The organism is Paenarthrobacter nicotinovorans (genome assembly GCF_021919345.1).
GTDB classification, from domain to species: Bacteria; Actinomycetota; Actinomycetes; order Actinomycetales; family Micrococcaceae; genus Arthrobacter; species Arthrobacter nicotinovorans.
The window spans coordinates 1,038,594-1,064,520 of record NZ_CP089293.1 but is presented as its reverse complement, the minus strand read 5'-3'; the positions used below and the strand labels follow the sequence as shown (position 1 = coordinate 1,064,520).

Genomic DNA, 25,927 nt, shown 5'->3' with positions numbered 1-25,927 from the left:
ATGAACCGAATTTCTTCCGCACCCGTGGTGGTTGTGCCATGACCCAACCCTCAGCTTGGGATATTGGTGAAAAGAAGAAATTGTTGATTTTTCAGCGCTCGTTCCACGAACATACCCTGCGGATGCGGGTTGTCCTCAGTCAATTGCCGTTATCGGTGTGTGTCTGTCTTTCGGCAATTCTGGTGTGGCTGTTTTTCCCCGCCACACTCGAAAACCCGTTGTTCCTCATCTTCCTGCTGAGCCAGGCATTCCTGTTGGCATTGTGCATTGTGGTTCCTTGGCACCGCCTGCCCTTCGCCAGCTTCCTCACCATCCCCATCCTGGACATGGTTTCCATAGCCTTCGGCAGGGAAGGCGGACAGGAGGCGCTTACCGGCCTCAGTGTCCTGGTGGTGTTGCCTGTCATCTGGTTGTGCGCTTCCGGCCTCTACCCGCGGCTGGCCATCGTCATGTCCTTCCTGGGCCCACTCGGAATTGTCTGGGTACCGGTCTTCCTTCATAACGAGGTCAGCGAACAGGCCCTCACCAAACCCCTGCTGTTCCCCATCCTTATCCTCGGCATCGGCGTTTCGGTGAGTGTGCTCACCCTGAGCATGGTGCGCCAGCAGCGCGTCCTGGAGCAAAAGGACGAGGCCCTGAAAGAAGCGCTGGGTATCAGCACCAAACAGGAACGGCTGCTGAACACCGTCATGGAAGCCCTGCCGCTGGGCGTGGTTGCTGTTGACGGCGACGGGCACGACATCCTCATGAACAGGCGCCAGCGCCAGACCCACGCATTGGCCACACCGCCGGACAACGACGACCCCAACGAATCCCAGCTGCTGGTGTTCGACATTGACAGGAGCACTCCCCTGCCGCCCGACCGCCGGCCGGTGCGGCGCGCCGTCCTGGGCGAACGCTTCACAGACCAGCTGGTCTGGCTGGGTACAGGAGAGGAACAGCGGGCCTTCACCACCAGCGCCCGTCCCATGCTGGACGACGCCGGGAAGTTCGCGGGCTCTGTGGTGGTCTTCAGTGACGTCACGGATCTGGTGAACGCGCTGGCAGCCAGGGATGACTTCGTGGCCAACGTCTCCCACGAATTCCGCACCCCGTTGACGTCCATCCTGGGTTACGTCGAGCTGATCCTCGACGACGCCTCCCTCGATGCCCATTCCCGCAAACAACTCGACGTCGTCAGACGGAACGCGGAGCGGCTGCTGACCTTGGTTTCGGACCTGTTGGCGGTGCGATCCGGACAGATCGTCATTCAACGACACACGGCAGACGTTGCCGAATTGGTGCGGGGAAGCGTCACCTCCGCCGAGCCCCGCGCAGCCAAGGCCGGCATCCGGCTCTCGATGGACCTGCCCGATGCCCTGGAAGCACGCGTGGACTCATCACGCCTGGCCCAGGTCCTGGACAACCTGGTGTCGAATGCCATCAAGTACTCCCCCGACGGCGGCGATGTGGAAGTTGCGGCCTGGGAAGATGAGGACTTTGTCTTCTGCCGTGTCACCGATACGGGCATGGGCATGAACGAGGAAGAACAGGCCGAGGCCTTCACCAAATTCTTCCGCGCCGGCGGGGTCCGCAAGAGCGCCATCCCCGGGGTTGGGCTGGGACTGCCCATCAGCAAGGCCATTGTTGAAGCGCACGGCGGGACCATCACCTTGGAGAGCGAGCCCGGGCGCGGAACCACCTTCACAGTGAAGATGCCCGCCTAGCTCTCAGCGTTTTGCCGGGGTGCCGCCCACCAAGCCGGATTCGCGTCGCCTGCCGAACAGGAAATAACTGACCGGCCCAAAGAAATTGATGAACGAAAGCGCACGCCACATCACTTTCTTCCCCCTGATGTTCGAGTCCGGGGTTTTGGCGATGCTTCGCTGCGCTGCCACCAGCAACGCCAGGTTCACAGCCCCACTGACCAGCACAGAGATGCGCTGCCCTTTGCTCATATCACGCCACGTTTTCTTGCCGGCCATGGTGCCTCCTCAGGGCGAAAGGTCTACTTCACAGGCTAGTCCGACGCCGATCGTCCCGCCACAGCCTGGCGTACTACTTCGCCCCACGACTGTTCAGCGAGGTCTGCCACTGCAGCAAGGATTTCCGACGGCGGCCGGGACAGGTCCAGCGGGTACTCCACGATATCGATGTCCGTGTTCAGGATGCGCCGCAGCTTCACTTCCCCCGCCCCGGCATAAACCAGCCAGGCCGTGGGGACCCGCAGGGCGGTGCAGTAGGCCAGCAACTGGTAGTGGTCAGCGCTGAGGGAAGCCCCGGCGTCGGAAGCTGCCTTGTACTTGGAGTCGTACACCACCACCGGGCGGCCGCCCAGGAAGTGCACCGCATCCGGACGGACGGTCAAACGGTCTGAATCCCGGACGGCCTCGTTCAGGAGCGCGCCGTATTGCAGGCGCATCTCACCCGGGTGTGCGGCCATAGCGCTTCGCAGGGCGGTCCCCACGAATTCCTCGAACACCTGCCCCATGTCCACCACGAATGACGCCGTCTGCTGCCTGCCCTGGCCTGCCTCCGCTGAGGCATTGCGCAGGATGACCTCAGCCAGGCGCAGCACCGCGTGGAATCTCAGGTTCATCCGGCTGGCCCGCCACGGCGGCAGCGGCGCGCCGGGCTGAAGGCGGGTCACGGCGTCGAGCTTTCCCTTGAGCTGCCGCAAGCGGCTCAGGACGTCGGGACGGACCCCGGGAACCTGGCCCATGCGTTCCAGTGCGGCCCGGAGGATCCTGTTCTCGGCGATGTCCTCGGTGAACTCGTCATAGGAGACCTCCAGCGGCACCATCATTCCCGGACGCCGTGAGATCTGGTCCGAGATCCGGATACGGCCCTTGACGGTGCGCAACGACTCTTCGACGGTGAGGTAGCCCTGCAGAACCCCACGGCTGAGCGCTTTATCGGCCAGCTGCGCCAGGGACTCCGCCAGCGCACTCCACAGGTCCGGGTGCTCCACGGCTTCCACGGAATGGTCGCGAAAACCTTGGTCCCCGGCGTAGCTGAGCAGAAACAGCAAGCGGCTAAGGCCCAAACGGTCCTTGGGCCGGACTTCCAGTTGCACTGTGGCCGTCCGAACGGAGCCCACCTTGCCCGCGGGCTCAATACGGTAAAGGCCCAGGCCCATGGGGGATGCCTTGGCCAGCCCGCTGGTGTTGATGAAAGCCGCGGATTCGGGATCGAGTTTTTCCACCACCCCACCCGAGAGCTCGTCCATGACGATGTGCCGGGGCCCCTTGTTGGCGCCCCGGGCACTGGACGGTGCCCTCGCCGGCCTTGGGGGGATGGCGTTAGCGGTCCCCAAGACGTCCCAGCAACTGGTCCAGGCCGAAGCGCTCTTCCAACTGGGCCCGGTTCAGCTGCCCGTGGTAGTGCTCCTCCAGCAACGGCATGAGCTCGTACTTCCAGATCCGGCGCAACCCAGTGGGGTTCTGGGCGGCGTTCTTCATGAAATACGAGGGTCCGATCATGAGGTCCCGGTCCCAATCGTCGATCGAATCATTAAGGGCATCCAGCAGGTCCGCGTTGAGGGTGTCCAGCCCGCGGGCCTCCAGGAAGCGGCGCAGCGAACCACGGACCGGTTCCACCTTGGGGTGCAGTTCGATGAACGCGAAGCGGCGGCGGATGGCCGCATCCATCATGGCGATGGAGCGGTCCGCGGTGTTCATGGTGCCAATGATGTAGAGGTTGTCCGGCAGGCTGAAGGGCTCGTTGGGGCTGTACTGCAAGTAGATGCGGTCGTCCCGGTACTCCAGCAGGAAGTACAGCTCACCGAAGACCTTGGCCAGGTTGGCGCGGTTCATCTCGTCGATGATCAGGAAGTACGGCTTGTGGGCGTTTTCCGGCTTTGCCGCTTCCTCGGCGAGTCGCCGCAACGGTCCGGCGACCAGCTTGAAGGACACCTGCCCGTCGTCGGTCTTGTCCGGCCGGTACCCCTCAAAAAAGTCCTCGTAGGCGTACGACGGGTGGAACTGGACCAGTTTCACCCGTTCATCGGTGTGGTCACCGGCGAGCTCAGCGGCCAGGTGCTTGGCGAGGTAGGTCTTGCCGGTCCCCGGAGGGCCATAGAGGACCAGCTGGCGGTTCTCTTCGAGCAGTTCCGCGATCTCCTGCAGCGGCTCAAGGTCCATGTGCAGGGACGCTGCGAACTCTTCGGTCAAAGGCCGGAAGCCCTGCTGCACAACCTCGACGGCGACAGTGGGCGGCGCTTCGTCCTCGCCGTCGGTTTCGGCTTCCACGGGGAGCAGTTCCTGCAGCGCCTGGATGACCCTGGTGACATCGACGAGGATGCCGGGGGTGGACAGCTGCCGCTGGGCGTGGCGGGGAAGTTCGGGGATGGCATAGCTGTCGTCGAACCACCGGACTTTGCGGCGGATGCGGCGGTTGTCCTCGTCGTGCTCCGGCTCGCCAAGGACCACGCCGACGCGCACACGGCCGGCATGCTGGTACAGCGTGAGATCGCCGGGCTTCATGACGGTGAGGAAAGCGAAAACAGCCGTCTTGGTGTCTTCGCGTTCCACGTAGCCCAAGTGTTTGTAATCCTCGTCCACGGCGTGCTGGACGACACCGGCTGTGACGCCCGCGGTCAGGGTGCGGAGGTGCTGCACGTCCAGGGTTGCCTTCTCTTCGGCGACCCAGGAAGCGAGCAAATCCGCGTTGTCATGGTGGGTCCGCAGGAGCCAGGACCGGCGTCCCGGGTCTCCCACTTTGCGCCATTGGCTCACCAGTTGCCGGGCGTACCAATCGATGCGCTGCCCGGCCTGCTCGTCCAGGTGCAGCCGGATGCGGTGGATGTCCGCTGTGATGTCCTCATCCGTGTCACCCTTGGCACCGCCCACCAGCGAGGCGAAGGCGTCCCGGATTTCCTGGCGTTCAACGTCAGCCACCACGGGCTCGAAATAACTTGGCCACACCAAGTACTCGATGCTCCGGCGCAGGGCAGGCTGGTCATCGGGCGTTGCTGCTGCCAGTTCGTGGAACATCAAAGGGTCCGCGAGGGCCCTGTTAATGGTTGCCGTGCTTTGGCTGTCCACGTGGGCAACGAAACGGCACAGCCACTTCAGGTGGTCCCAGATGGTCCAGTTGAATTCGGCGGTACGGTCGCGGATCACCCCGTGGTCCGTCATGCCCTCGTACAGTTCTTCCGGAAGTTCGATGGGCGGCTCAACCCACGACGCAGCCTCGGCTACCCGGGCGCGCTTGACCCTCAGGGACTTGACCTCGTGCGCCAGCGGCAGCGACTGCAGGAAGAGCAATTCGACGGCCAGCAGCTTGGCTTCCCGGGAAGCGCCCTCCAGATTGTTCCGAAGGTTGGTCATCATGGGCGCCTTGGAGTCTTCCACCCCGCGCTCGAGCCTCTCGAGGAGCTCGGCGGCAGCATCCGCAGTCCAGGTGAGCGTCCGGCCATCCAGCGCCGAGGGTTTCCCGTGAAGCGCCGGACCGAGCACATACCAGGCTGCGTCCTCGATCTCCTTGGAGACTCCGGGGGCGCGGTCAATGGCAGGTTTCAGGGAGGGAATCACCCTGCCAACTTACCTTGTTTGGTTTAACCAAGCATCTGGATATCCACAAGCTTCACGTGCTATTGGCCCCGCACGCTGCTAGCTGCCATCCCGGAGGTCGGCGGGTGGTTTTTCCGTCAATTCGATGGCGTCAAAGCGGGCCTCGCAGCCGGGACCGAGTGGCGCCTGGGACATGAAACCCACGTGGACCGGTTTTTCCGTGTCCAACCGGAAAAGCCTGACGAATGACCATTCCCGCCCGTCCGCAGAGGAGTGGAACGCCCATGCCGGCCCTACCCGACTGACCCGCAGATATACCCAGGGCGCAGTGACCACAGGCCCGTTGGAGTCGTCCGAATAGCTGTTGGTCACCACGCTGACCACCATGGCCTCGCCTTGCGGAGAGAACTCGAAGCAGAGCTTGGCCCAGTGTTCGCTGTCCGCCCACAGACTCAGCACCCCGGCGTCGAACGTTGTCCTGGGCGACGCGACCAAAACCCTGGCGGAGAGCGAGAAAGCCGCTGGGGCCCTGAAGCCCAGCGCTGTGGCTCCGTGTTGCGGCTCTCCGCCAAGGGAGTCGTTGGTCCAGTCGACGCCGGGTGCGGCGGTGAGCACCAGCGCTCCCGCTGCGTCGTCGTAGCTGGCTTGGCCAACCGTCGAGGTCCACTCCAAGGGCGGGAGTCCTGCAATTTCGGGTATCACGTCCGTGCTCCGTTCATCGTCGCTGCTTTTCATCGTCGCTTGAGTCGTCCAGAACACGCTTTCAGAGCTTGCCCCGGATGTGCGGGAGGCCACACCGGGGCACCCCTCAATGCATTCCGAACTGGTAAGCGGCCGGCACCGGTTCGTCAGGACACACCTCTTGCCACAGCGCGGCAATCGCGTCCTCGCCCTCGCGGAGGTCCGGAACCTCCACGCCCGCGCGCAGAATCGAGGCCGCTTCATTGGCGTTTTCCGTTCGTGCCAGCGCCAGCGCCTTCAGGAAACGCAAACGCCCGACGGCGGCACCATCGCGGGGTACCGACTCCGCCAGTTCCAGGGCCATGGCCGGGTCCCCGTGGCGGATGCTGAGCGTCACGGCCTCCGTGAGCAGGGCTCTGTTGGAAGAGTCTGCCCCGACGCCCTTGCGGAGTTCAGCCAGCCCTTCGACGTCCTGGCCGTTTGCGAGCAAGGCCAGCCCCAGTCCACGGTGCGCGAGCGCCTTGATACCCGGTGCGACCCCGTCGTCGGAGATTACCTCGCGGTAAAGATCCTTGGCGCCGTCCAGGTCCTGGCGGGCATGGCGCATGGTGGCCAGGTGGAACGTAGCCGCGGGACCGTCCTGATCGGCCAGCAGCTGTTCCCAGTCCACCCCCGCGACGAAACTGGTCGCGCCGTCGAACGCCTTTCCCTTGAGCAGCCCAAGCCATGGCTCCTGTTCCGCGGAAACGCTCTCATCCACGAACGGCGTACCGCTTTCGTCAATCCACGACAGACCGGCCTTCAGCCGCCGGGCCCTCTCCACCACGCCCCAGCCGCTGCCGTGCAGCAGCATTTTCGACGGCGGGACGTCGGCATTGGTGATGGCCTCGGGCAGCATGGCTTCAAGGGATTCGTGTGGCAGGAGCTCTTCCAAACGCTCACCGGCGTGGGCTACCGCGGCATCCCAGTCAGTGCTGTGGGCCGTATCCGTATTCAGGTGTCCGTTGCCGTATGCCTCCACCCACGCCCACTCTGCACCGGCGGGCATGACCAGGTGTTCGAACTGCGTCTGTGCCAGGCCGGCCTGGATCTCCGCGTACGGGCCGGCTCCCGGGCTCAGCCATTCCTGCCAGCGTTTGCCGCCCTGTCCCTGGCCCCATACGAAGAGCTTCTTTCCCCGCAGGAGGCCCGTTGACAGCATCGCCAGCCCGTCGCCGTCGTCGTCCGCTGCCACAACCCAGCGCCGCTCGGAAGGGTCGATGTCGAAGAAGAAGTCCGCCGCGTGCGGGCTGTTGACCGGCCACGTGCCGTCATAGCCTTCGTGGGTGGTGGGCCTGACGCGGGTGATGTCCGTTGTGTAGTCGCTGCCGTAGGCCTCGTGGGCGGGCGCGATGACACGGGTGCGGTCAGTCTCCGGGATCGCGGCATTGCTCCACCAGTACATGGGGACGTCGTGGTCGTTCGGGTTCCGGATCCGAACCGCTGCCAGCACCACGGGCGATTCTGCGGGCAACCAGATGTCTACTTGGAACACCACTTCCCGGAGCCGTTCGTACTCCCACATCCGCAGGATGTGTTTGCCGTCCGGGGTGTGGACGATCGCCGTGTGCAACGGATCGCAGCTGGTGGGCGAATGACCGCGGGTCCCGATGTTCCACTCAAGCCCGCCCGCGAACCAGGCCTTGCGCAACGCGATGTTGGCCAGCTGGGGGGCGTCATGGGTGTGGAGGAGCTGCTTGCCTGTTGCTTTGTCGAACAGTTCCCAGATGCGGCCGCCCAGGGACGGGAGGACTGTCACCTTGAGCTTGCTGTTTTCAAGCACGACGGCGGGAAACTCCCTGGGTGCCGCCTCCCGGCTGAAGCCGTCCTGCATGAGATACGGGTAGATGTTGGGCACCACGCCGTAGCGGGCCGATGCCTGCAGTTCCTCCGGCACGCCTTCGCCTACCGTATAGGGCTGGTCCAGTTCGGCGGCAACCACCGGCAGCGGGTTGAGCGGGCCGAGCTCAGCCATGGTCAGGGAGATGGTGGTGACGGTGATGCTGGAAGTTGCGGTGTCTGGCACGTCAGTATCCGATCATGAGAAGGAGGCCGCGCTGCGGCTCAAGGGTGATGGCCTCGCCGGGCGCGTAGTCCATGGCGGGCTGGAAGCCGCGGATCGCGGGCGCCTTGATACTGGCGGCGCGGGCTGTGGAGGTTTCGTCGGTGAGGGCCGCGTCGTCGAAGATCAACGTCACGTCCTCAGTTTCCCCGGCCCATGAGGCCAGCGCCACCACCATCCCGTTGTCCGTCAACCACGTGGTTGCCAGGACATCCGGGTGGCTGGTCCGCACTGGCGTGTGGGGGTCCCAGAAACCTTGCATCCGGGCACGTTCCAGGTTGTTCGCCGTCCAGAACTCCCACAGCGGACGGTTGTCCACCACGGGTGCCCGGCCCGTCATGCCGAACACCATTCCGCGCCACGGATTGCCGCCGCCTTCGAGCATCTCGCCCATGAGGCCAAAAGGAATGCCGGACAATTCCACCAGCCAATAGTCGGGGTCGGTGCCGTCGTAGTCGAAGTACTCCCCCAGCCACAGCCTGTCCACATACGGCAATTGCTCCATGTACAAATTGGCTGATGAGGCGTAGCCGTCGTTGGCGGTGAACTGGTTGGCAGAGTGGAGGTCAATCTCCGGGCCCTCCACTCCCCCGGGCCTGCAGGCCCTTTCCAGGACCTTGCGGACGCGCACCATGGCGTGCCGGTCAAAGGCCAGGTCATCGAGGTAAATACCGTCGATTCCGTCGTCGCCGGCTGCCAGTTCCTGCAGGCTGCGCACGTAGAAGTTCTCCCACCGCGACCCGCCCGTGGTCACCACCGCGATGTCCTCCACGTTCGGGGCAAACCAGGCCGAGACGTAGCCACTGCCGGCATGCTCCTGCAACCAGCTATGGCCGGCGCCCGGACCGTCGCTGAAGATCTCGTGGTCCAAATGCAGCAGCGGCAGCAGCTCCGGGCTGTGGAACGTGAGCTCACGGACAGTGTTGTAGATCTTGGCTGTCAGGCCCTCCCGATGACACTGCGCCACGTATTGCCGAAGCGTTTCCTTCGTGAGCAACGGATCATTGATATACGGTGCAGGCGCTGTCGCATGGTGGATATTGACCACAGTGGCTCCGGCCGCCCTGATCTCCGATGGGTCTTCAGGGGCGTGAAAGTAGCGCTTGCCCAGATGCCTGCCGGGTTGGATCGGCTTGAAGGGTGTGAGCAGAAGCCGGAAATCGAAGTGGAGCGGCTCGTTCGGCGTCAGCGTGCGGGCACCGCTGAACGCGCAGAGGGACACTTTGCCGTTGGCAGTCCGAAGCCGGACGCCACCCCTCACCCTGCCCTCCTGGCGGTTGGCCCACGACGCCGGTTCCAGCAACGGCTTTTCCCGGTAGAAGTTGGTGTTCAGGGGACGCTGGTACTTCTCATCCCGCAACGACAACTGAAGCCCGGCGTTCACCCTTCCCACCCACAGTGCATCCTGGTTCCTGGCGGCCACGTCCCACGTCCAGTCCAGGGTCTCCGGGCGCCGCCCGCCCGGGACGCCCAAACCCATGGCCAGCGGCACGGCGTCCTCGTCAAACAACAGCTGCAGCCCGACGTCGTTCACGTCCAGAGTCTTCCGCGGCGCGAGCCGCAGCGAGTACTCGACTGTTCCATCGGCGTCGAGGGTGGCGTTCAGCTCCAGCGACAACACCGCAACGCCTTCCTGGCTGCCCGTCCAGTTGCAGCCCCACGAGACCCGCGCAGGCCCTTCCGCGTTGAACGTCAGTGGCGAAAACTCCCAGCTGGTCCCCTCGATGTGCACAGCCATCGGAACGTCGAAAAGCCCGACGGCGGGACCATCCGTCGACGTCACGTCGCCCGTGAAGCTGGACGTCACTTGGGCAGGCAACCCCGATGCCGACAACCGCAAGCTCCGGCCAAGGATCCCCAAGGTTCGTTCCCGCTCGTCCACGGTGATGGCAGTGAAAGGAGCCACGAGCTCGGCGTCCTGGGCCACGGCAGAATCCAGCCAGGCCAAGCGCCGAAGGAAACGTGGATCGCCGAAACCACCTTCCAGGATGTCCGGGTCCGTTTCCGTCGCCACGTCCAGCGTGACCTCGATTTCCTGCGCAGCCTCACCTTCCGCATGGATGGTGACCATGGCGGAATGCGTGCTTCCGGCGGCGCCACGGGGCACGGGAAGGACCACGAACAGGGCCCGTACAGTGCCCTCCGCGACGTTCAGCTCCTTGCGCCAGGGCCTGCCCAGCCGGTCTACGCCGTCGGAGTTGATGCAGTGGCCTCCGGCTGATGACACGACGTCCACGGAGACGCCAGCAAGGTCCTTCAGCGCGTACAACCCCAGCTGGACCACATAGTCCTCGCCCGCAACGGCGCTCGCCCGAAAGGTGTCCGACGGCCCGTTGGCCACCCAGTGCGCAGGCAGGTCAGTGCTCATGGAGACGGGATTCAGCCGGTCTTCGGGAAACACCAGGAAGGCTTCACCCTTGTGACACTCATGGAACGGTTCCAGTTCGTCCGCCCGGGCCGTGAAGTTCATCGGCGCGAACGAGTCCCGCTCACTTGCGGCCTCGTAACGGACGACCGTCGAGTTGGGCAGCCCGGCTTGCGCCGGTTCCCGCCAGGCCGAACGCCCGACGGCGGCAGCCCACCCCGGCTCTGCCGTCGGACGACGCGGGAGGTACTGGGCCTGGGGATAGTGGGGTTTGCCCAGCATCGCGTAGGGCAGGTAGTAAACGTAGTAGATGCCCGGGCCGTCGATGGCTTCGAAAAGGAGGGTTCCTGATTCCCTGGTGCACTCCTCTATGACAACATTGCGGACCCTGGCGCCCGTCTTCCCGGAGACGACGATGACATCCACTGTCGCGGGGTCCTCATCCTGGCGCCGCCACGGCAGGACAAGCTTGTATGCCTGGGCCGTCGGGGCAACCTGGGCCGTCGGGGCAACCGGGGGCGTTGGGACAACCTGGGCCGTCGGGGCAACTTCCACCACGAAGCGGTGGTTGCCGTACAGCAGTTTGTCCCACGTTCCGATGCCGCATGCCACCTCAGGATGGCCGGTGGTTGCGTTGTTGCTTCGACTGCTGGGTGGACGGGAATTTACGGCCGGTGAAACCGGCGAGGGCAGCGGCATCGCTGGGACTCCTGGAAGTAGCTTCGGGGGCTTCTTCACCGAGTTGGTGAATCCTTACATCATCCGGTCGTTCCGCGGAATCGTAAAGGGTCATTGCGATGCGTACTCACTGGGATTTGCCCTGCCAGAGGCTGGACGGCAGGACTAATTCGGCCTAGCCAGATTCAAGGCGTTGATTTTCGCTTTGGCGGCACGGACGGTTTCGCGGTCCGTGACCGTGTAGGCCGTGGGATCGCTGCCGTCCTGGGTACCCAGGGAAATCGTTCCTCGGCCGAGCGTGGAGACGGTTTTCTTGGCGGACAGGTGGACCGCGCTCAAACCTGCAGCGTGCATCGCCGGGATGTCTGCCAGGGCCAGTCCCCCGCCGGCCATGATCTCGATGGCACCTCCGGCGCGTTCCACCATGGTGGCGAGCGTGCCGAGGCCTACTCCCGCCGTCGCTGCATGCCCCGACGTGAGGACCCTGGTGAACCCCAGCTCCATGAGCTGGTCCAGGGCAGCCAACGGATCCTTCGATTGATCGATGGCCCGGTGGAAGGTCAGCTGTGCCTCCGGCTTGGTGTCCCTTGCAGATTCCAGCAAGCGCCGGATGGTGTGCACGTCGACTGTCCCGTTGGGTTCGAGTGCCCCGATGACAACCCCGTTTGCTCCTTGGCGCAGCAGATGCCTGATTTCATGCACCATGGTATCCACGTCGGAGGCCGAGTACAGGAAATCACCGGGCCGGGAGCGGATCAGTGGATGGATTTCCAAACGGCCGTCGACGTGTTCCATGCTGGCTTCCAGCAACCCCTGGCTGGGTGTGACGCCGCCCAGTTCCAGGCTGCTGCACAGCTCAATGCGATGGGCACCCTCAGCGGCAGCCACACCTGCACCGGCGGCGCTGACCACAGCGATTTCAAGTTTCATGGTGAAACTCTACGGGCAATTGGCCAACGTCCTGGCTACGCCTTATAGCGTTCGAGCTTTTCCTTCTGGGCAGCCGTGAGCCTTAGAACCCTCCCGGTTGCCTCGGCGACAAAGGCCAGGTGGGTGGTAGCCTTGACACACTCTTCCCGGGTCACGGGATCCTTGACGACGTAGTGAAGATCGAAGCTGGCCCCTTTGATGGCGCCCACCCAGATCTCCACGACCGCCGGGATGTTGCGATAGTCCAGGGTCCGGACGTAGCGGACCCTGTGTTCCACCACCAGGGTCATGACGCCCTCCTCAACGTCGTTGAAGAGGGCTGCCGGTGGTTCGACGCCGGGAAGCCCCGCACCGCTGGGCGGCCCGAAGGCTGCGATGCGGGCTTCCTCGAGGATGCGCACGATCTGGACATTGTTGATATGTCCGTAAGCGTCCATGTCACCCCAGCGCATGGGCACCAGGACCTCGATGCGCCGGGGTTCCACGGACTCCTCCGGTTGCTGCGTACTCAGCTGTGCACCGCCGTCGAATCATCCACCGCAGTCTCTTCCCCGCCAGCGAACTGGGACATGTACAAGCGGTAGTAGGCGCCTTCGAGGGCGAGGAGCTGGGTGTGGTTACCCTGCTCCACGATCTGGCCGTTTTCCATCACCAGGATGGTATCGGCGTCGCGGATGGTGGACAGGCGGTGGGCGATGACGAAGCTGGTCCGGTCCGTCCGGAGCGCTGCCATGGCCTTCTGCAGCAGCAGTTCCGTACGGGTGTCCACCGAGCTGGTGGCTTCGTCCAGGATCAGCAAGGAAGGATCGGACACGAATGCGCGGGCGATGGTGATGAGCTGCTTCTCACCGGCGCTGACATTGTTGCCTTCTTCATCGATGATCGTCTGGTAGCCATCCGGCAGGGCACGGACAAAGCGGTCCACGTACGTGGCCTTCGCCGCTTCCATGATCTGCTCTTCCGTGGCATCCAGCTTGCCGTACTTGATGTTGTCGTAGATGGTCCCGCCAAAGAGCCAGGCGTCCTGCAGCACCATGCCCACCTTTGACCTGAGCTCGGAACGAGTGAGGTCCTTGATGTCCACGCCGTCCAGGGTGATGCGGCCGGAATTGAGCTCGTAGAAACGCATCACCAAGTTCACCAGGGTGGTCTTGCCGGCTCCTGTGGGCCCAACAATGGCCACAGTGTGGCCCGGCTCGGCACTGAAGGAAAGATCCTCAATGAGTGGCTTGTCCTCCACGTAGCTGAACGAGACATGCTCGAACTCAACATGGCCGTCAGTCTTTGCCGGAAGGTGGCGCGTACCGTTCTCTTCGACCTCTTCATCAGCGTCCAGGAATTCGAAGACACGCTCAGCGGAGGCGACGCCGGACTGCAGCATGTTGGCCATGCCGGCGATCTGGCCCAGCGGCTGCGTGAACTCGCGTGAGTACTGGATGAAGGCAGTGGCGTCGCCCAGGCTCATGGAACCCGAAGCAACCCGCAGGCCACCCACCACGGCGATCCCGACATAGGACAGGTAAGAGACGAAGTTCATGGCCGGGAAGATCACGCCTGAGACGAACTGTGCACCGAAAGATGCCTTGTAAAGTTCCTCGTTCTTCTCGTCGAAGCGCGTCAGCATGTCGGCGTCGCGGCCGAATACCTTGACCAGGTCATGGCCGGAGAACGACTCCTCGATCTGCCCGTTCAACGCGCCGGTGTTCTTCCACTGCGCAGCGAAGAGCTTCTGGCTGCGGGCACCGATGACCCCGGCAACAACACCGGAAAGCGGCAGTGCGATCAACGCGATAAGCGCCAGCTCCCAGGACACGATGAACATCATGACCGTAATGCCCAGGACAGTGAGGACAGAGCTGACCAATTGGGAGAACGCCTGCTGGAGGCCCTGCTGGACGTTGTCGACGTCGTTGGTCACGCGGGACAGGATGTCGCCGCGCTGGCGGGTGTCGAAGTAGTTCAGCGGCAGGCGGTTGAGCTTGGCCTGGACATCGTTGCGCAGTTTCTTGATGACCCGCATGACGATCCTGTTGAGCAACCAGCCCTGCGCCCACAGGAAGATGTTGGCCACGAAGTACATGAGCAGCACTATCGAGATCAGGAACGTCAGCTTGGAGAAGTCGATCCCGTTGGTGAGTTCCATCTTGGAGACCATGTCGGCAAAGTTCCCCTGGCCCTGCTGCCGCATGAGCTCAACGAACTGTTCCTGCGATACCCCGGGCGGAATCTGCTTGCCCATCACACCGCCGAAGATGACATCCATGGCACTGCCCAGAACCTTGGGTGCGATCACGTTGAGGACCACGGAAACGATCACGAGGCCGATCACGATGAACACACCGATGCGTTCGGGCTTCAGCAAGCCCATGAGCCGCTTGGCGGAAGGCCAAAATTCCTTGGCCTTCTTTGCGGGCACATCCCCGAACATGCCGCCATCGGCCTCCGAGGGGACGTACTCCTCCTCAACGAAGTCGTCGTCGTCCAGTGCTTCCGTTGCAACCTCTGCCGCAGCGGTTGCCTTGGCATCTTTCGCGGCTTCGGCCTTGGCAGCCCAGCCACGCTTCTTCTGCTGGTTCTGCTCGCTCATGCCACTTCCTCCACACTCAGCTGGGATTCGACGATTTCCTGGTACGTCGGTGACGTCTCCAGCAGTTCGTCATGCGTTCCCCGGTCAACGATGCGGCCGTTGTCCAGGACAAGGATTTCGTCAGCATCGGCAATGGTGGAGACACGCTGGGCCACGATGATGACCGTGGCATCCTTGGTCTTCCCCTTCAGGGCCTTCCGGAGCCGGGCGTCGGTAGCCACGTCCAGTGCCGAGAAGGAATCGTCAAACAAGTACACGTTCGGCTTGGTCACCAAAGCCCGGGCGATGGAAAGCCGCTGGCGCTGTCCACCGGAGACGTTGGTACCGCCCTGGGCGATGCGCCGGTTGAGGCCGGAGGACTTCTCCTCCACGAAACCCTTGGCCTGCGCGGTTTCCAGCGCGTCCCACAGTTCCTCATCCGTGGCATCGGGCTTCCCAAAGCGCAGGTTGTGCTCGATGGTTCCGGAGAACAGGTACGGCTTCTGGGGTACCGCCGATACACGACTGGTGATTTCAGAGGCATCCATCTCGGTGACAGGAACGCCGTCGAGCAGAACCTCACCGGAGGCGACGTCATAAAGGCGCGGCAGCAGGGAGACCAGGGTGGTCTTGCCCGCACCGGTGGATCCGATGATGGCGAGGGTCTTGCCCGGCTCCGCCGTGAAGGAGATGTTGCTCAAGACAGGTGCTTCAGCACCAGGGTACTTGAAGGTGACGTCCCGGAATTCGACGCGTCCCTTCTTTTCGGCCGGCACTACCGGCGAGGAGGGGTTGTGGATGGACGGCTCAACGTCCAGGACCTCGCCAATGCGGTCTGCACAGACGGAGGCGCGCGGAATCATCATGGCCATGAAGGTTCCCATCATGACGGCCATGAGGATCTGCAGGAGGTATTGCAGGAAGGCCGTGAGGGCACCCACCTGCATGTCACCGGAATCGACCCGCTGCCCGCCGAACCAGAGCACCGCCGCAGTGGAAAGGTGCAGGATCATGCCGATCGCCGGGAACATCAGGACAAAGAGGTTGCCGATCTTCACGGACACGGCCGTGAGGTCCTGGTTGGCATCGCCGAAACGCTTGGCCTCGTGGGGTTCGCGAACGAAGGCGCGGACAACCCGGATGCCGATGATCTGCTCGCGCAGGACGCCGTTGATGGCATCGATCTTGGTCTGCATGGAACGGAAAAGCGGCATGAGCCGGACAACGAGATAGCCAACCACTGCCACCAGGACAGGGACCGAAACCCAGACGAGCCAGGAAAGGCTGAGGTCCTCACGGAGGGCCATGATGATGCCGCCAACGCACATGATGGGCGTGGAGACCATGAAGTTCAGGCCCATCAGGACGAGCATCTGGACCTGCTGGACATCGTTGGTGCCGCGGGTGATCAAGGTAGGGGCGCCAAAGCGGTTGACGTCCTGGGCGGAGAAGCTGCTGACCTGGCGGAACACGCTGCGGCGCAGGTCGCGGCCGATGGCCATGGACACGCGGGCACCGAAGTACACGGCGATGATGGCGGAAAGCACCTGTCCCAGGGCGACAGCGAGCATGAGCGCACCGGTCTGCCAGATGAAATCAGTGTCGCCGCGGGAAACTCCCTCATCGATGATTTTGGCGTTCAGGCTGGGGAGGTAGAGCGTGGCGATGGTGGACGCCAGCTGAAAAAACAGCACGGCCACAATCTGCGGCAAATACGGCTTTGAGTAGCGCCGTATAAGGGTGACAAGCATGCCCACGGGTCCTTAGAAAGAGTGCGTGAATGTGATGAAAAGAAGTTTGGCAGCAGAGGCCGACAGTATTAGCCTCCCCACTCTACGAAATCCGTTGCCCTGGCGAAACAACTTCGGGAAAAGATCATCCCAGCGGAGTATCTGCCGTGTCGTGCATACCCCCCAGCGGCAGAAGGTTGCCGGAACACAGCAAAGCGCCGGCTGGAATCCCAGCCGGCGCTTTCAGTCCTGCCGCCGTTTTCGGCCCTGTTCGCTGGACCTGTCCCGGGCCCCGTTCGCCGGACCTGTCAGCTGCTCATGTTTCGCTGCAGCCGCCCTTGCGGGCCCGGAATCCCGAACCGGGTGGGGTCAGTGCCTTTCAGCCTGCGTGCTTGCCGTGTTCCTGGCGGGCTTCAACACCCTGGAGCAGAAGCAACGCCATACGTTCCTGCTGCCTGCGTTCGCGCTTGAGTTCCTTACGGATCGCGGCAAGTTCCTCAGCGGTGCGGGTCTGCTGTTCCGCGATGGTCTGCTGATCCCGCAAGCGGGCCTGCAGTTCCACGTTGGCACGGCTAAGCTGCAACTGCTGTTCGGCCAGGACGTACTGCGTGCGTGTCAGTTGCTCCTGTACTTCCTTGACGTCGGCCGTAGCTGAGGGCCGTTCCTGGGTCAGGATGCGGGCGAACTCAAGGTCGAGGTCGGAACCGGAATCCTCCGGCCGTACCTCACGCCCGGCCCCCGGAAGGGGACGACGGGCACCCACGGGGCTCGCGGCGTCGTCGGTCTTCACCCTGTCGCCGGTCTTCACCGCGTCCATGGACGCAGTGTCCAGCGACATGCCGGCTTCTCCCGAGGCCGTGGCCACGAGTTCCTTTTCCGGTGCGGCATCAACGGTGCGGCGCAACGGGCGTTCCTTGATGAAGAGGACTGCCAGGAGGGCCACCACGCTGATGATCGCGGAGATCAGGAAGATCTGTGCAGTCGCGTCACCGTAGGCGGCACGCATGATGTCTGCGATGGGAGCGGGCATATCCGCCAGGTCCATGCTGGCGCCTGAAGCGCCGCCCTGGACGGGGATGCCGGCGGCAGCCATGCCTTCAACCGCCAGGTCCTTCACGTGGTTGGACATGATGGCGCCAAGAACGGAGACGCCGATCGCGCCACCCACCGAGCGGAAGAATGCCACCGACGCACTCGCCGTGCCGATGTCCTTTGCCTGAACGGTGTTCTGTACGGCCAGCACCAGGTTCTGCATCAGCATGCCCAGGCCCAGGCCGAACACGCCTGTGTAGATGGCCACGATCCAGAGTTCGGTGGTGTGGTCCATGGTTCCTGCAAAGGCAAGCCCGCCGATAAGGAGAACGGAGCCTGCAATCAGGAACCTCTTCCACTTGCCGAAGCGGCTGATCAGGATGCCCGATGCCACCGAACCGATGAGGTTTCCGGCGATCATGGGCAGCGTCAGCAGGCCGGCCTCGGTGGGTGTGGCTCCACGGGCTACCTGGAAGTACTGTCCCAGGAACGTGGAGGAGCCGAACATGGCGATACCAACCGCAACGGACGCAACGATGGCCAGCGCCGTGGTGCGCTCGGAGATGATCTTGAGCGGAATGATCGGCTGGGCAACCTTGGTTTCGACGAACACCAGGAGCGCAAGGAGTGCTACGCCGCCGCCGACCATGAGTGCCGACTGCCACGAGACCCAGTCGTAGTACTCCGGGTTGCCGGCAAAGGAGACCCAGATCAGGAGCAGGCTCACGCCGGAGGTCAGCAGGATGGAACCGAGCCAGTCGATCTTGGCGGGCCGCTTGATGTGCTCGATCTTCAGGGTGATCTGGAGCAGGATCAGCGCGACGACGGCCAGTGGCACGCAGACGAAGAACGTCCAGCGCCAGCCGAGCGGGCTATCCACGATGAAGCCACCCAGCAACGGGCCGCCGGCCGTGCCGACAGCCATGACGGCACCCATGTAACCGGAGTACTTGCCGCGGTCGCGGGGCGGAATCATGGATCCGATGATCGCCTGTGCCAGGGCCGTGAGGCCACCCATGGCGATGCCCTGGATAACGCGCGCGGTCAGCAGGAGCGGGATGGTTTCGGACAGGCCCGCCATGACCGAGCCGGCCACGAAGATGATGATGCTCAGCTGGACCAGGAGCTTCTTGTCGAAGAGGTCCGCGAGCTTGCCCCAGATGGGCGTGGTGGCCGCGTTCGCCAGCAGGGCGGCCGTGATGACCCAGGCGAAGTCGGTCTGGGTGCCCTTGAGCTCGGACATGATGGTGGGAAGTGCGTTGGCGACGATGGTGCTGCTGAGGATCGCCGTGAAGAAGGCCGCGAGGAGGCCGGTCAGGGCTTCCATGATCTGACGGTGGGTCATGGGCGCGGCAGCCTTGGCTGCGGCGTCCACCGCCTGCGGATGTTGTGGTGCTGCTGTAGCCATGCGTGGGCTCCTAAGCTGTCTGGTCTGTTGTGATGGAGCCGGCCGCCGTTGCCCGGATTGAATCCTTGAGGGATTCGGTGAGTTTGTTGATGACCTGGGAGGCCTCGAGGGCGTCAGCCTCGCTCCAATCCGCCAGGTAATCCCGCAGTCTCACGCTGCGTTGTTCTTCGAATTCGTGCAGCTTCGCCGTCCCGCGTTCAGTCAGGGCCAGAAGCTGCGCCCTGCCGTCTGCGGGATCCGGCCGCCTGGTAACGAAGCCGAGTTCTTCGAGCTCCGCGACGTGGCGGCTCAGTACCGGCGCACTCACGCCAAGGCGCGCGGCCAGGTGAGTGGCACGGGTCTCCCCCTCGCCGATGAACCGCATCACCCCTTGGACCGCCATTCCGACGTCGGGAACGCGGGCCATGTGCGCGGTTACCACGCAGCGCAGAGTCCGCTGCAGGTCAAAGATCTGATGCACAAGATCGGTTGCTGTGGCAGAACCGACAGACATGTAATACACCCCTTTTTGTTTGCCTAAAGCAACTATAACGCAGATTGATTGCTTTGGGAAACTAAAGGAAGAGCCTAGGCCTCCGGGCGGGTCAACTCCCGGGCCGCGTTGATGACTTCCTCCACGCGGCGCGGACGGCTTACGCCCGGCGCCACTACGGCTGCCAGTTCGTTCGCCGGCACCTTGTCCTCGATCGGGACAAGCGCAACACGCGCACCCGTGTAGAGGGACTCGATTCCCGGCCAGACATTCGTCACCGAGTACGCCCGGCCGCTGGCCACGATGCCGCGGATTGTCTGGGCCACCACGCTGCGCCACCGCACTTTCGGCTCGATGCCCGCCGAATGGAACATCGCGATGACCCGCTCCGCGCTGGGTGGAACATCGAACAGGACCACATCCTCATCGGCGAGATCGGCAAAGCGCAGCGAGGCACTGCCGGCCAGAGGATGATCGGCGGCCAGCATGAACTGCGGCCGGGAAGGAGCCACCGTCAGGATTTCGACGCCGGGAACCGCCTGGAGCGAATAGATGAACGCAACGTCCAACTCGCCTTCCCCCACGGCACGCTGCAGCTCTTCGGCGTTTCCCTCCACGAAGTCGAGCTCCACCTCCGGCCATTTGGCCGCAAAGACATGGATCAGCTCGGGAATCAAGCGAGGCGAGATGGCAATCATGCAGCCAATGGCGACCCGACCACGCATGTCCTCATGGGAACCACGAAGTGCCCCCTGGAGATCTGCGGCTTCACGGAGGATCCGCCGGGCCCGGACGCCGAGCTCAACTCCGGCCGGCGTCGGTTCCACCCGCTTGGCGCGCGTCCGGATCAGCAGGTCCAGGCCAAGGTTTTTCTCCAACTGGGCGATGGCCATGGATGCGGCAGCCTGGGAGATATTGCTTTCACTGGCGGCCTTGGTGAGCGAACCGTGGTCCAGCACGGCCACGAAATATTCCAGCTGCCGAAGCGTAAACTCACCCATCAATTCTCCTTATGAACTTCTTTGAATTGATTGATTATACAAGTGACGTGGTCCGCACCACACTGGAAGAAAGCCCATTCAGTCAAAGGAGCATCCATGACACCGACGTCATCCCTGAAGCCGCACATCGTCACCCTCGGAACGGCCGGCGGACCGCGATGGTGGGCAGCGGCTGACACCGGCGAGCGCACCGGGATCGCCACCGCCGTGGTGGTGGGGGATGCTTTCTACCTGGTGGATTTCGGCCAGGGCGCCGGACGGCGGCTCAGCCAGTCCGGCTTGCAGCTCAAGGACCTCCGGGCACTCTTCATCACGCACCTGCACTCGGACCACGTCTACGATCTCGCCGGGCTGGGAATCTTCGGCCTCTACGCCCTGACAGACCGCCTCGACTCCCCCGTAAAGATCATTGGACCGGGCAACCGCGGCGAGCTGCCCGCCGTGTCGCCGCGCGCCGTCGTCGAGCCTCAGCCGCTGGCGCCTGAAAATCCGACGCCGGGTACCCGGCAGATGTTCGAGCAGCTCATGAAAGCGCACGCCACCGACCTCAACGACCGCATCCTGGACAGCCTGCGGCCCAGCCCCTTGGACATCTTCCACGCCGAAGACATCCGGATCCCGGCGGAATCGGGCTACCACCCCAACAACAACCCGACGCCGGACATGGAACCCTTCGAGGTCTACCGCGACGAACTCGTCACCGTGACCGCGATCCTGGTGGAACACCCTCCCGTGGCCCCGGCATTCGCCTTCCGCTTCGACACCGCCGAGGGTTCCGTGACCATTTCCGGTGATACCGCTTACACGCAAAACATGATCACCTTGGCGCAGGACACGGACCTCCTGCTGCATGAAGCGATCGACTTCAACTGGGTGGAGTCGCTGTACGCAGACAAGACCGATGAGTCCAGCCGGGCTTCCCGCGACCACCACTACAAGTCCCACACCAGCGTCCGCGAAGCCGCGAAGCTCGCCGAGCTTGCCGGTGCCGGCCACCTGGCCCTGCACCACCTCGTGCCCGGTTCCGCTTCCGAAGCCGTATGGCGGGAAGCCGGGGAACATTTCTCCGGGACGTTCACGGTTCCCAATGATCTCGACACCATCCCGTTCGCCCGTCAGCGCTGACGAGCCAATACCCACACTGAGGAAGCACATGAGCTCAGCACCAACCGCCCCGAAGACAGGCACGGCCACTTCGGCGGATGCGTCCATGAACACCAAGGACATGCGCCGCATCCTCGCATCCAGCTTCATTGGCAGCGCCATCGAATACTACGACTTCGTTCTCTACGCCACGGCAGCAAGCCTGGTCTTCAACAAGGTGTTCTTCGCCAACCTCGGCCCCGGCTTTGATTTGTTCGCCTCGTTCGTCACGCTCGCCGTGGGATACGTTGCCCGGCCGGTGGGCGGCCTGATTTTCGGACACTTCGGTGACCGACTTGGCCGCAAGAAGATGCTGGTCCTGTCCATGCTCATCATGGGACTGGGCACCACGGCGATCGGCCTGCTGCCCACCACCGCCCAGATCGGCATGGCCGCGCCGCTGGCTTTGGTCCTTCTCCGCCTGGTCCAGGGTGTTGCCGTCGGTGGCGAGTGGGGTGGTGCCGCGCTCATGGCGATCGAGCACGCCCCCAAGAAGCACCGCGGTTTTGCGGCCGCCTTCGCCAACGCCGGCGGACCGGCCGGCGCCATTCTCGGCACCCTTGCCCTGTCCTTGTTCGCCGCGGTTTCCGGCAATGACTTCCTCGTGTGGGGTTGGCGCGTGCCGTTCCTGCTGAGCGCATTGCTCATTGTCGTCGGCATGGTCATCCGGCTCAAGGTGGCCGAAACACCCGCCTTCCAGCGCCTGGAAGCTGCCGGCGAACAGCGCCGGGTGCCCTTGCTCGATGTCCTGAAGAACAACCCCCGCGCCGTAGTCCTGGGCCTGCTGGCCACCACCTCGTTCTACGTGTGCCAGTCCATGACCACGGTGTGGGGCGTCTCCGTCGCCGTCGAGAGCGGGGCGGACAAGAACGGTGTCCTGAACATCAAGGCTGTTGCCGCGCTGCTGACCCTGGTGATCTGCTTCTACTCCGCCCGCCTCAGCGACCGGATCGGCCGGCGTCGTGTCCTCATTGGCGCGTCCCTCCTGGGCGCGGTGCTGGTCTACCCGATCCTCGTGCTGATGAGCAACGGTGAGTTGTGGGGCTTCGCGGCCGCGATCATCCTGGGCAACGGACTGGTCCAGGGCTTCCTGTACGGCCCGATTGCCGCTTACGTCGCCGAACAGTTCCCTACCCGCAACCGCTACACGGGAGCATCGCTGGCCTACCAGGGTGCCTCGATGATCGGTGCGGGCTTCACGCCCATGATCGTAGCCGGACTGAGCCTTGCCGCCGGCGGTGGAATCTGGCTCATCGCGGTCTTCTGGATTGCCGCCATGCTGGCATCGGCCATCGCCGTGAAGGCCACGCCCGAAGGCACCCAACGCGAACTCGACTAACCGCTTCCCTTGCCGCCGGCATCCCCGCAACGCAGTCAGCCCCCTCACGGTATTCCGTGCGGGGGCTGACTCTTTAGGGGCTTGATCGCCTTAGTCGTCCAGGTGGGTGGGGCCGAACATCTTCAGCAGCGTCTCAACCACGACGACGTTGGGTCCGTCCGCTGCGAAGGACGCCCTAAGCGCGTCCCCGACATCCTCCGGGGCAACCCGGCGGGCCGGGACACCGAAGGCTTCAGCGAGCTTCACGAAGTCCGGGCGGGCGAGCTCGGTGGCTGTGGCCTGGCCGAAAGCGCCCACCATGTACTCGCGCAGGATGCCGTAGCCGCCGTCGTCGACGATCAGCCAGGTGACCGGGACGTTGTGCTGCTTGGCGGTGGCGAGTTCCGAGATGGAGTACATGGAGGAGCCGTCACCGGACACGGCGAGTACCCTGCTGGGTTTACCCGTGGTTTCCAGGCCCACGGCTCCGCCGATGGCCGCGGGGAAACCATAACCAAGCCCGCCGGCGCCCTGGGCGGAGTGGAACTGGCCCTGCCGGGCATCCCAGCAGCTCCAGCCCCAGTACGCGGAGATGGTCATATCCCAGAACGTCTGCATGTCAGCCGGGACAGCCTCGCGGATGTCCGACATGAACTTCAGCTCCTTGGCCAGGTCCTGGGATTCCAGGCGGGCCTTGACCTTCGCCAGGGATTCCTTGACCACATCTTCCGGAGCGGCTCCGTGCCAGGAGCGCGTTGTTGCATTCGCGGCTCCGGCTGCTTTGAGCGCTTCGTCGAGGGCCGCGAGGGCCTGGCCGGCGTCGGCGCGGATGCCCAGGCCAGGCCTGTTGGATTCGAGGACGCGGGGCTCGGCGTCGATCTGGATGATGCGGCCGCGGGGTTCGAAGGTGAAGTAGTTCGACGTCACCTCGCCCAGGGAGGAGCCGATGACGATCAGGACGTCGGCGTCTTCGAGGATATCGGTCATGTACCGGTCCTCGATCCACGACTGCAGGGACAGCTCATGGGTCCACGGGAACGCGCCATTGCCGCCGGGGGTGCAAATGACCGGGGCGCGCAGTTGCTCGGCGATCGAGAGCAGCGACTTTTCGGCCCGGCCACGGCGGGTACCGCCGCCTGCGATGATCGCCGGACGTTCCGCCGTCGAAAGCCACTTCACGGCCTCGCGGACCAGCTCCACCCGGGGCGGGTTGTCGAAGGCTTCGGCGAGGGCGTCTTCCACCGGGGGAACCATGATGGGATCCAGGAGGACGTTCTGCGGGATTTCGATCCAGACCGGCCCCTGGGGCGAGGAGATGGCCTCGGTCCAGGCGTCCTGGATGGCCGACGGAATGCCGGAGGCGTGCTGGATGAGGCGCTGGCTCTTGGTGACGTTCGCCGCCGAGGCCTTCTGGTCATCGAGTTGGTGCAGCATACCCTTGCGGCGTGCGCCCAGTCCGTCGAGCGGGATCTGGCTGGCAACAACCACCATGGGAACACCCGTGGCATACGCTTCCTGGAGGCCGGCGAGGGACGTCAGCGCGCCCGGACCGGTGGACAGGAACAGCACACCGACTTCGCCGGTGGCACGGGAGTAGCCGTCAGCTGCGAACGCCGAGTTGTTCTCCACACGGGAGGACACGAAGTGCAGGTTGCCGCGGCCCATGGCATCAAAGAGACCCAGGGCGTGCTGGCCCGGGATACCAAAAACAGTCTTGGCACCCAGCGCTTCAAGGGTCTCGACGACGAGGTCCCCACCGTTGCGCTGGTTGGTCCCCTTGGTGGGAGCTGCTGTGCCAGGATCGAAATCGATCATCGCTGCCCTCCGATGGCCTGTGCGACTTCCTGGATGCGGGCGCCGAGGGCCTGCTGCGCGTAGCCGTTCGGGGCACCGTGGCGGTCACCTTCAACGGCGTTGTCTGCCATGAGGGTCACCAGTTCATAGGCAACGTGGCTGCCGGCGACTCCGGTGATTTCTGCGTGGTCGTAGGCCGGGGCGACTTCCACCACGTCCGCGCCAACGAGGTTCATGCCGCGGAAGCCGCGGATGATCTCCAGCAGTTCGCGGCTGGTGATGCCGCCTGCTTCGGGGGTGCCGGTGCCGGGGGCGTGGGCCGGATCAAGGACATCGATGTCCACCGAGATGTACAGCGGGCGGTTGCCGATGCGGTCGCGGATCTTTGCCACCGTCTCCAGGACGCCCTGGTAGTAGACGTCGGCGGAGGTGACGATTCCGAAACCGAAGCGGTGGTCGTCGTCGAGGTCCTTCTTGCCGTACAGCGGACCGCGGGTACCGACGTGGCTGATGGCCTCCGTGTCCAGGATGCCTTCTTCGACGGCCCGGCGGAACGGCGTACCGTGCGTGTATTCGGCGCCAAAGTAGGTGTCCCAGGTATCCAGGTGGGCATCAAAGTGCAGCATGGCGATGGGTTCGCCTGCGCGTTCCGCTGCTGCCCGGAGCAGCGGGAGGGCGATGGTGTGGTCGCCGCCGAGGGTGACCAGCTTGCTGCCGTTGGCCGTGAGGTCCAAGGCGTTCTGCTGGATGGTTTCGATGGCCTCGTTGATGTTGAACGGGTTCACTGCCATGTCGCCGGCGTCGGCTACCTGGATGTTCTCGAACGGGCTGACGTCCCAGGCCGGGTTGTACGGGCGGAGCAGACGGCTGGCCTCACGCACGTGGTTGGCGCCGAAGCGGGCTCCGGGGCGGTACGAAACGCCGGAGTCGAAGGGAACGCCGACCACGGTGACGTCGGCCTTGGAGACCTGGTCCAGGCGGGGCAGGCGGGCATACGTGGCGGCACCGGCGTAGCGCGGGATACGGGATGAATCGATGGGGCCCAGGTTGCCGTTGGCCTCGATGCGGAGCTCTTCCAAAGTACGCCACTCCTTGAGTGAATAGGGGGATTGATTCTGCGGACTGTGACACCCATCATACACTCAAAGTTGTCTAATATGCATCACTTGTTTACAACCTTCCAAAAGGATGAGACGCCGCTCACAGCAGGCGTAAA

General features: G+C 63.9%; 18 protein-coding genes. 3 read left to right on the top strand and 15 right to left on the bottom strand.

What is annotated here, in order from left to right; genetic code table 11:
• Positions 1-38: 38 nt before the first annotated feature.
• Positions 39-1,706: an ATP-binding protein gene (locus JMY29_RS05065; RefSeq protein ID WP_189076007.1), complete on the top strand. Its 1,668-nt coding sequence runs from the start codon at positions 39-41 to the stop codon at positions 1,704-1,706.
• Between the two features lie 3 nt (positions 1,707-1,709).
• Here the strand turns inward: JMY29_RS05065 and JMY29_RS05060 are convergent, their stop codons facing one another.
• The 13 genes from JMY29_RS05060 to JMY29_RS05000 all read right to left on the bottom strand — a co-directional run bounded on the left by JMY29_RS05060 (position 1,710) and on the right by JMY29_RS05000 (position 20,456).
• Positions 1,710-1,964 (bottom strand): PLDc N-terminal domain-containing protein, encoded by a 255-nt coding sequence (locus JMY29_RS05060; RefSeq protein WP_018777096.1) that lies wholly within the window; start codon positions 1,962-1,964, stop codon positions 1,710-1,712.
• 35 nt (positions 1,965-1,999) lie between these two features.
• Positions 2,000-3,208: a 5-methylcytosine restriction system specificity protein McrC gene (locus tag JMY29_RS05055; RefSeq protein ID WP_064722052.1), complete on the bottom strand. Its 1,209-nt coding sequence runs from the start codon at positions 3,206-3,208 to the stop codon at positions 2,000-2,002.
• A 73-nt stretch (positions 3,209-3,281) separates the two neighbouring features.
• Entirely contained in the window at positions 3,282-5,513 is a 2,232-nt protein-coding gene (locus JMY29_RS05050; protein ID WP_055974383.1) for an McrB family protein, read from the bottom strand.
• Between the two features lie 78 nt (positions 5,514-5,591).
• Entirely contained in the window at positions 5,592-6,227 is a 636-nt protein-coding gene (locus JMY29_RS05045) for a DUF1349 domain-containing protein (RefSeq protein WP_189076008.1), read from the bottom strand.
• A gap of 73 nt (positions 6,228-6,300) precedes the next feature.
• Positions 6,301-8,238, bottom strand: a complete 1,938-nt coding sequence (locus tag JMY29_RS05040; RefSeq protein ID WP_229778620.1) for a DUF5107 domain-containing protein — start codon at positions 8,236-8,238, stop codon at positions 6,301-6,303.
• A 1-nt stretch (position 8,239) separates the two neighbouring features.
• The gene (locus JMY29_RS05035; protein WP_189076009.1) at positions 8,240-11,338 is read right to left on the bottom strand and encodes a glycoside hydrolase domain-containing protein; all 3,099 of its coding nucleotides are present in this window, start codon (positions 11,336-11,338) and stop codon (positions 8,240-8,242) included.
• 144 nt (positions 11,339-11,482) lie between these two features.
• Positions 11,483-12,247 (bottom strand): copper homeostasis protein CutC, encoded by a 765-nt coding sequence (locus JMY29_RS05030; RefSeq protein WP_189076010.1) that lies wholly within the window; start codon positions 12,245-12,247, stop codon positions 11,483-11,485.
• Between the two features lie 35 nt (positions 12,248-12,282).
• Entirely contained in the window at positions 12,283-12,699 is a 417-nt protein-coding gene (locus tag JMY29_RS05025; RefSeq protein WP_189076093.1) for an acyl-CoA thioesterase, read from the bottom strand.
• A 56-nt stretch (positions 12,700-12,755) separates the two neighbouring features.
• A complete protein-coding gene (locus JMY29_RS05020; RefSeq protein WP_039240107.1) occupies positions 12,756-14,834 on the bottom strand; it encodes an ABC transporter ATP-binding protein in 2,079 nt (692 codons plus the stop codon).
• Positions 14,831-16,564, bottom strand: a complete 1,734-nt coding sequence (locus JMY29_RS05015; RefSeq protein ID WP_189076011.1) for an ABC transporter ATP-binding protein — start codon at positions 16,562-16,564, stop codon at positions 14,831-14,833. The genes JMY29_RS05020 and JMY29_RS05015 overlap by 4 nt, the downstream gene beginning before the upstream one ends.
• A gap of 358 nt (positions 16,565-16,922) precedes the next feature.
• A complete protein-coding gene (locus JMY29_RS05010) occupies positions 16,923-18,983 on the bottom strand; it encodes an MDR family MFS transporter (protein ID WP_189076012.1) in 2,061 nt (686 codons plus the stop codon).
• 10 nt (positions 18,984-18,993) lie between these two features.
• Entirely contained in the window at positions 18,994-19,476 is a 483-nt protein-coding gene (locus tag JMY29_RS05005; protein WP_018777085.1) for a MarR family winged helix-turn-helix transcriptional regulator, read from the bottom strand.
• A 74-nt stretch (positions 19,477-19,550) separates the two neighbouring features.
• The gene (locus tag JMY29_RS05000) at positions 19,551-20,456 is read right to left on the bottom strand and encodes a LysR family transcriptional regulator (protein ID WP_055974375.1); all 906 of its coding nucleotides are present in this window, start codon (positions 20,454-20,456) and stop codon (positions 19,551-19,553) included.
• 96 nt (positions 20,457-20,552) lie between these two features.
• On the opposite strand from JMY29_RS05000, the gene JMY29_RS04995 reads away from it, so the two are divergent.
• Both JMY29_RS04995 and JMY29_RS04990 read left to right on the top strand, forming a co-directional pair.
• Entirely contained in the window at positions 20,553-21,581 is a 1,029-nt protein-coding gene (locus tag JMY29_RS04995; RefSeq protein ID WP_110505867.1) for an MBL fold metallo-hydrolase, read from the top strand.
• Positions 21,582-21,609: 28 nt separating this feature from the next.
• The gene (locus tag JMY29_RS04990; protein ID WP_189076013.1) at positions 21,610-22,938 is read left to right on the top strand and encodes an MFS transporter; all 1,329 of its coding nucleotides are present in this window, start codon (positions 21,610-21,612) and stop codon (positions 22,936-22,938) included.
• A 90-nt stretch (positions 22,939-23,028) separates the two neighbouring features.
• Here the strand turns inward: JMY29_RS04990 and JMY29_RS04985 are convergent, their stop codons facing one another.
• Together JMY29_RS04985 and speB are read right to left on the bottom strand one after the other, a co-directional pair.
• Positions 23,029-24,732, bottom strand: a complete 1,704-nt coding sequence (locus JMY29_RS04985) for a thiamine pyrophosphate-binding protein (protein ID WP_189076014.1) — start codon at positions 24,730-24,732, stop codon at positions 23,029-23,031.
• Positions 24,729-25,790, bottom strand: a complete 1,062-nt coding sequence (speB, locus tag JMY29_RS04980) for an agmatinase (RefSeq protein ID WP_018777080.1) — start codon at positions 25,788-25,790, stop codon at positions 24,729-24,731. The genes JMY29_RS04985 and speB overlap by 4 nt, the downstream gene beginning before the upstream one ends.
• Positions 25,791-25,927: the final 137 nt, after the last annotated feature.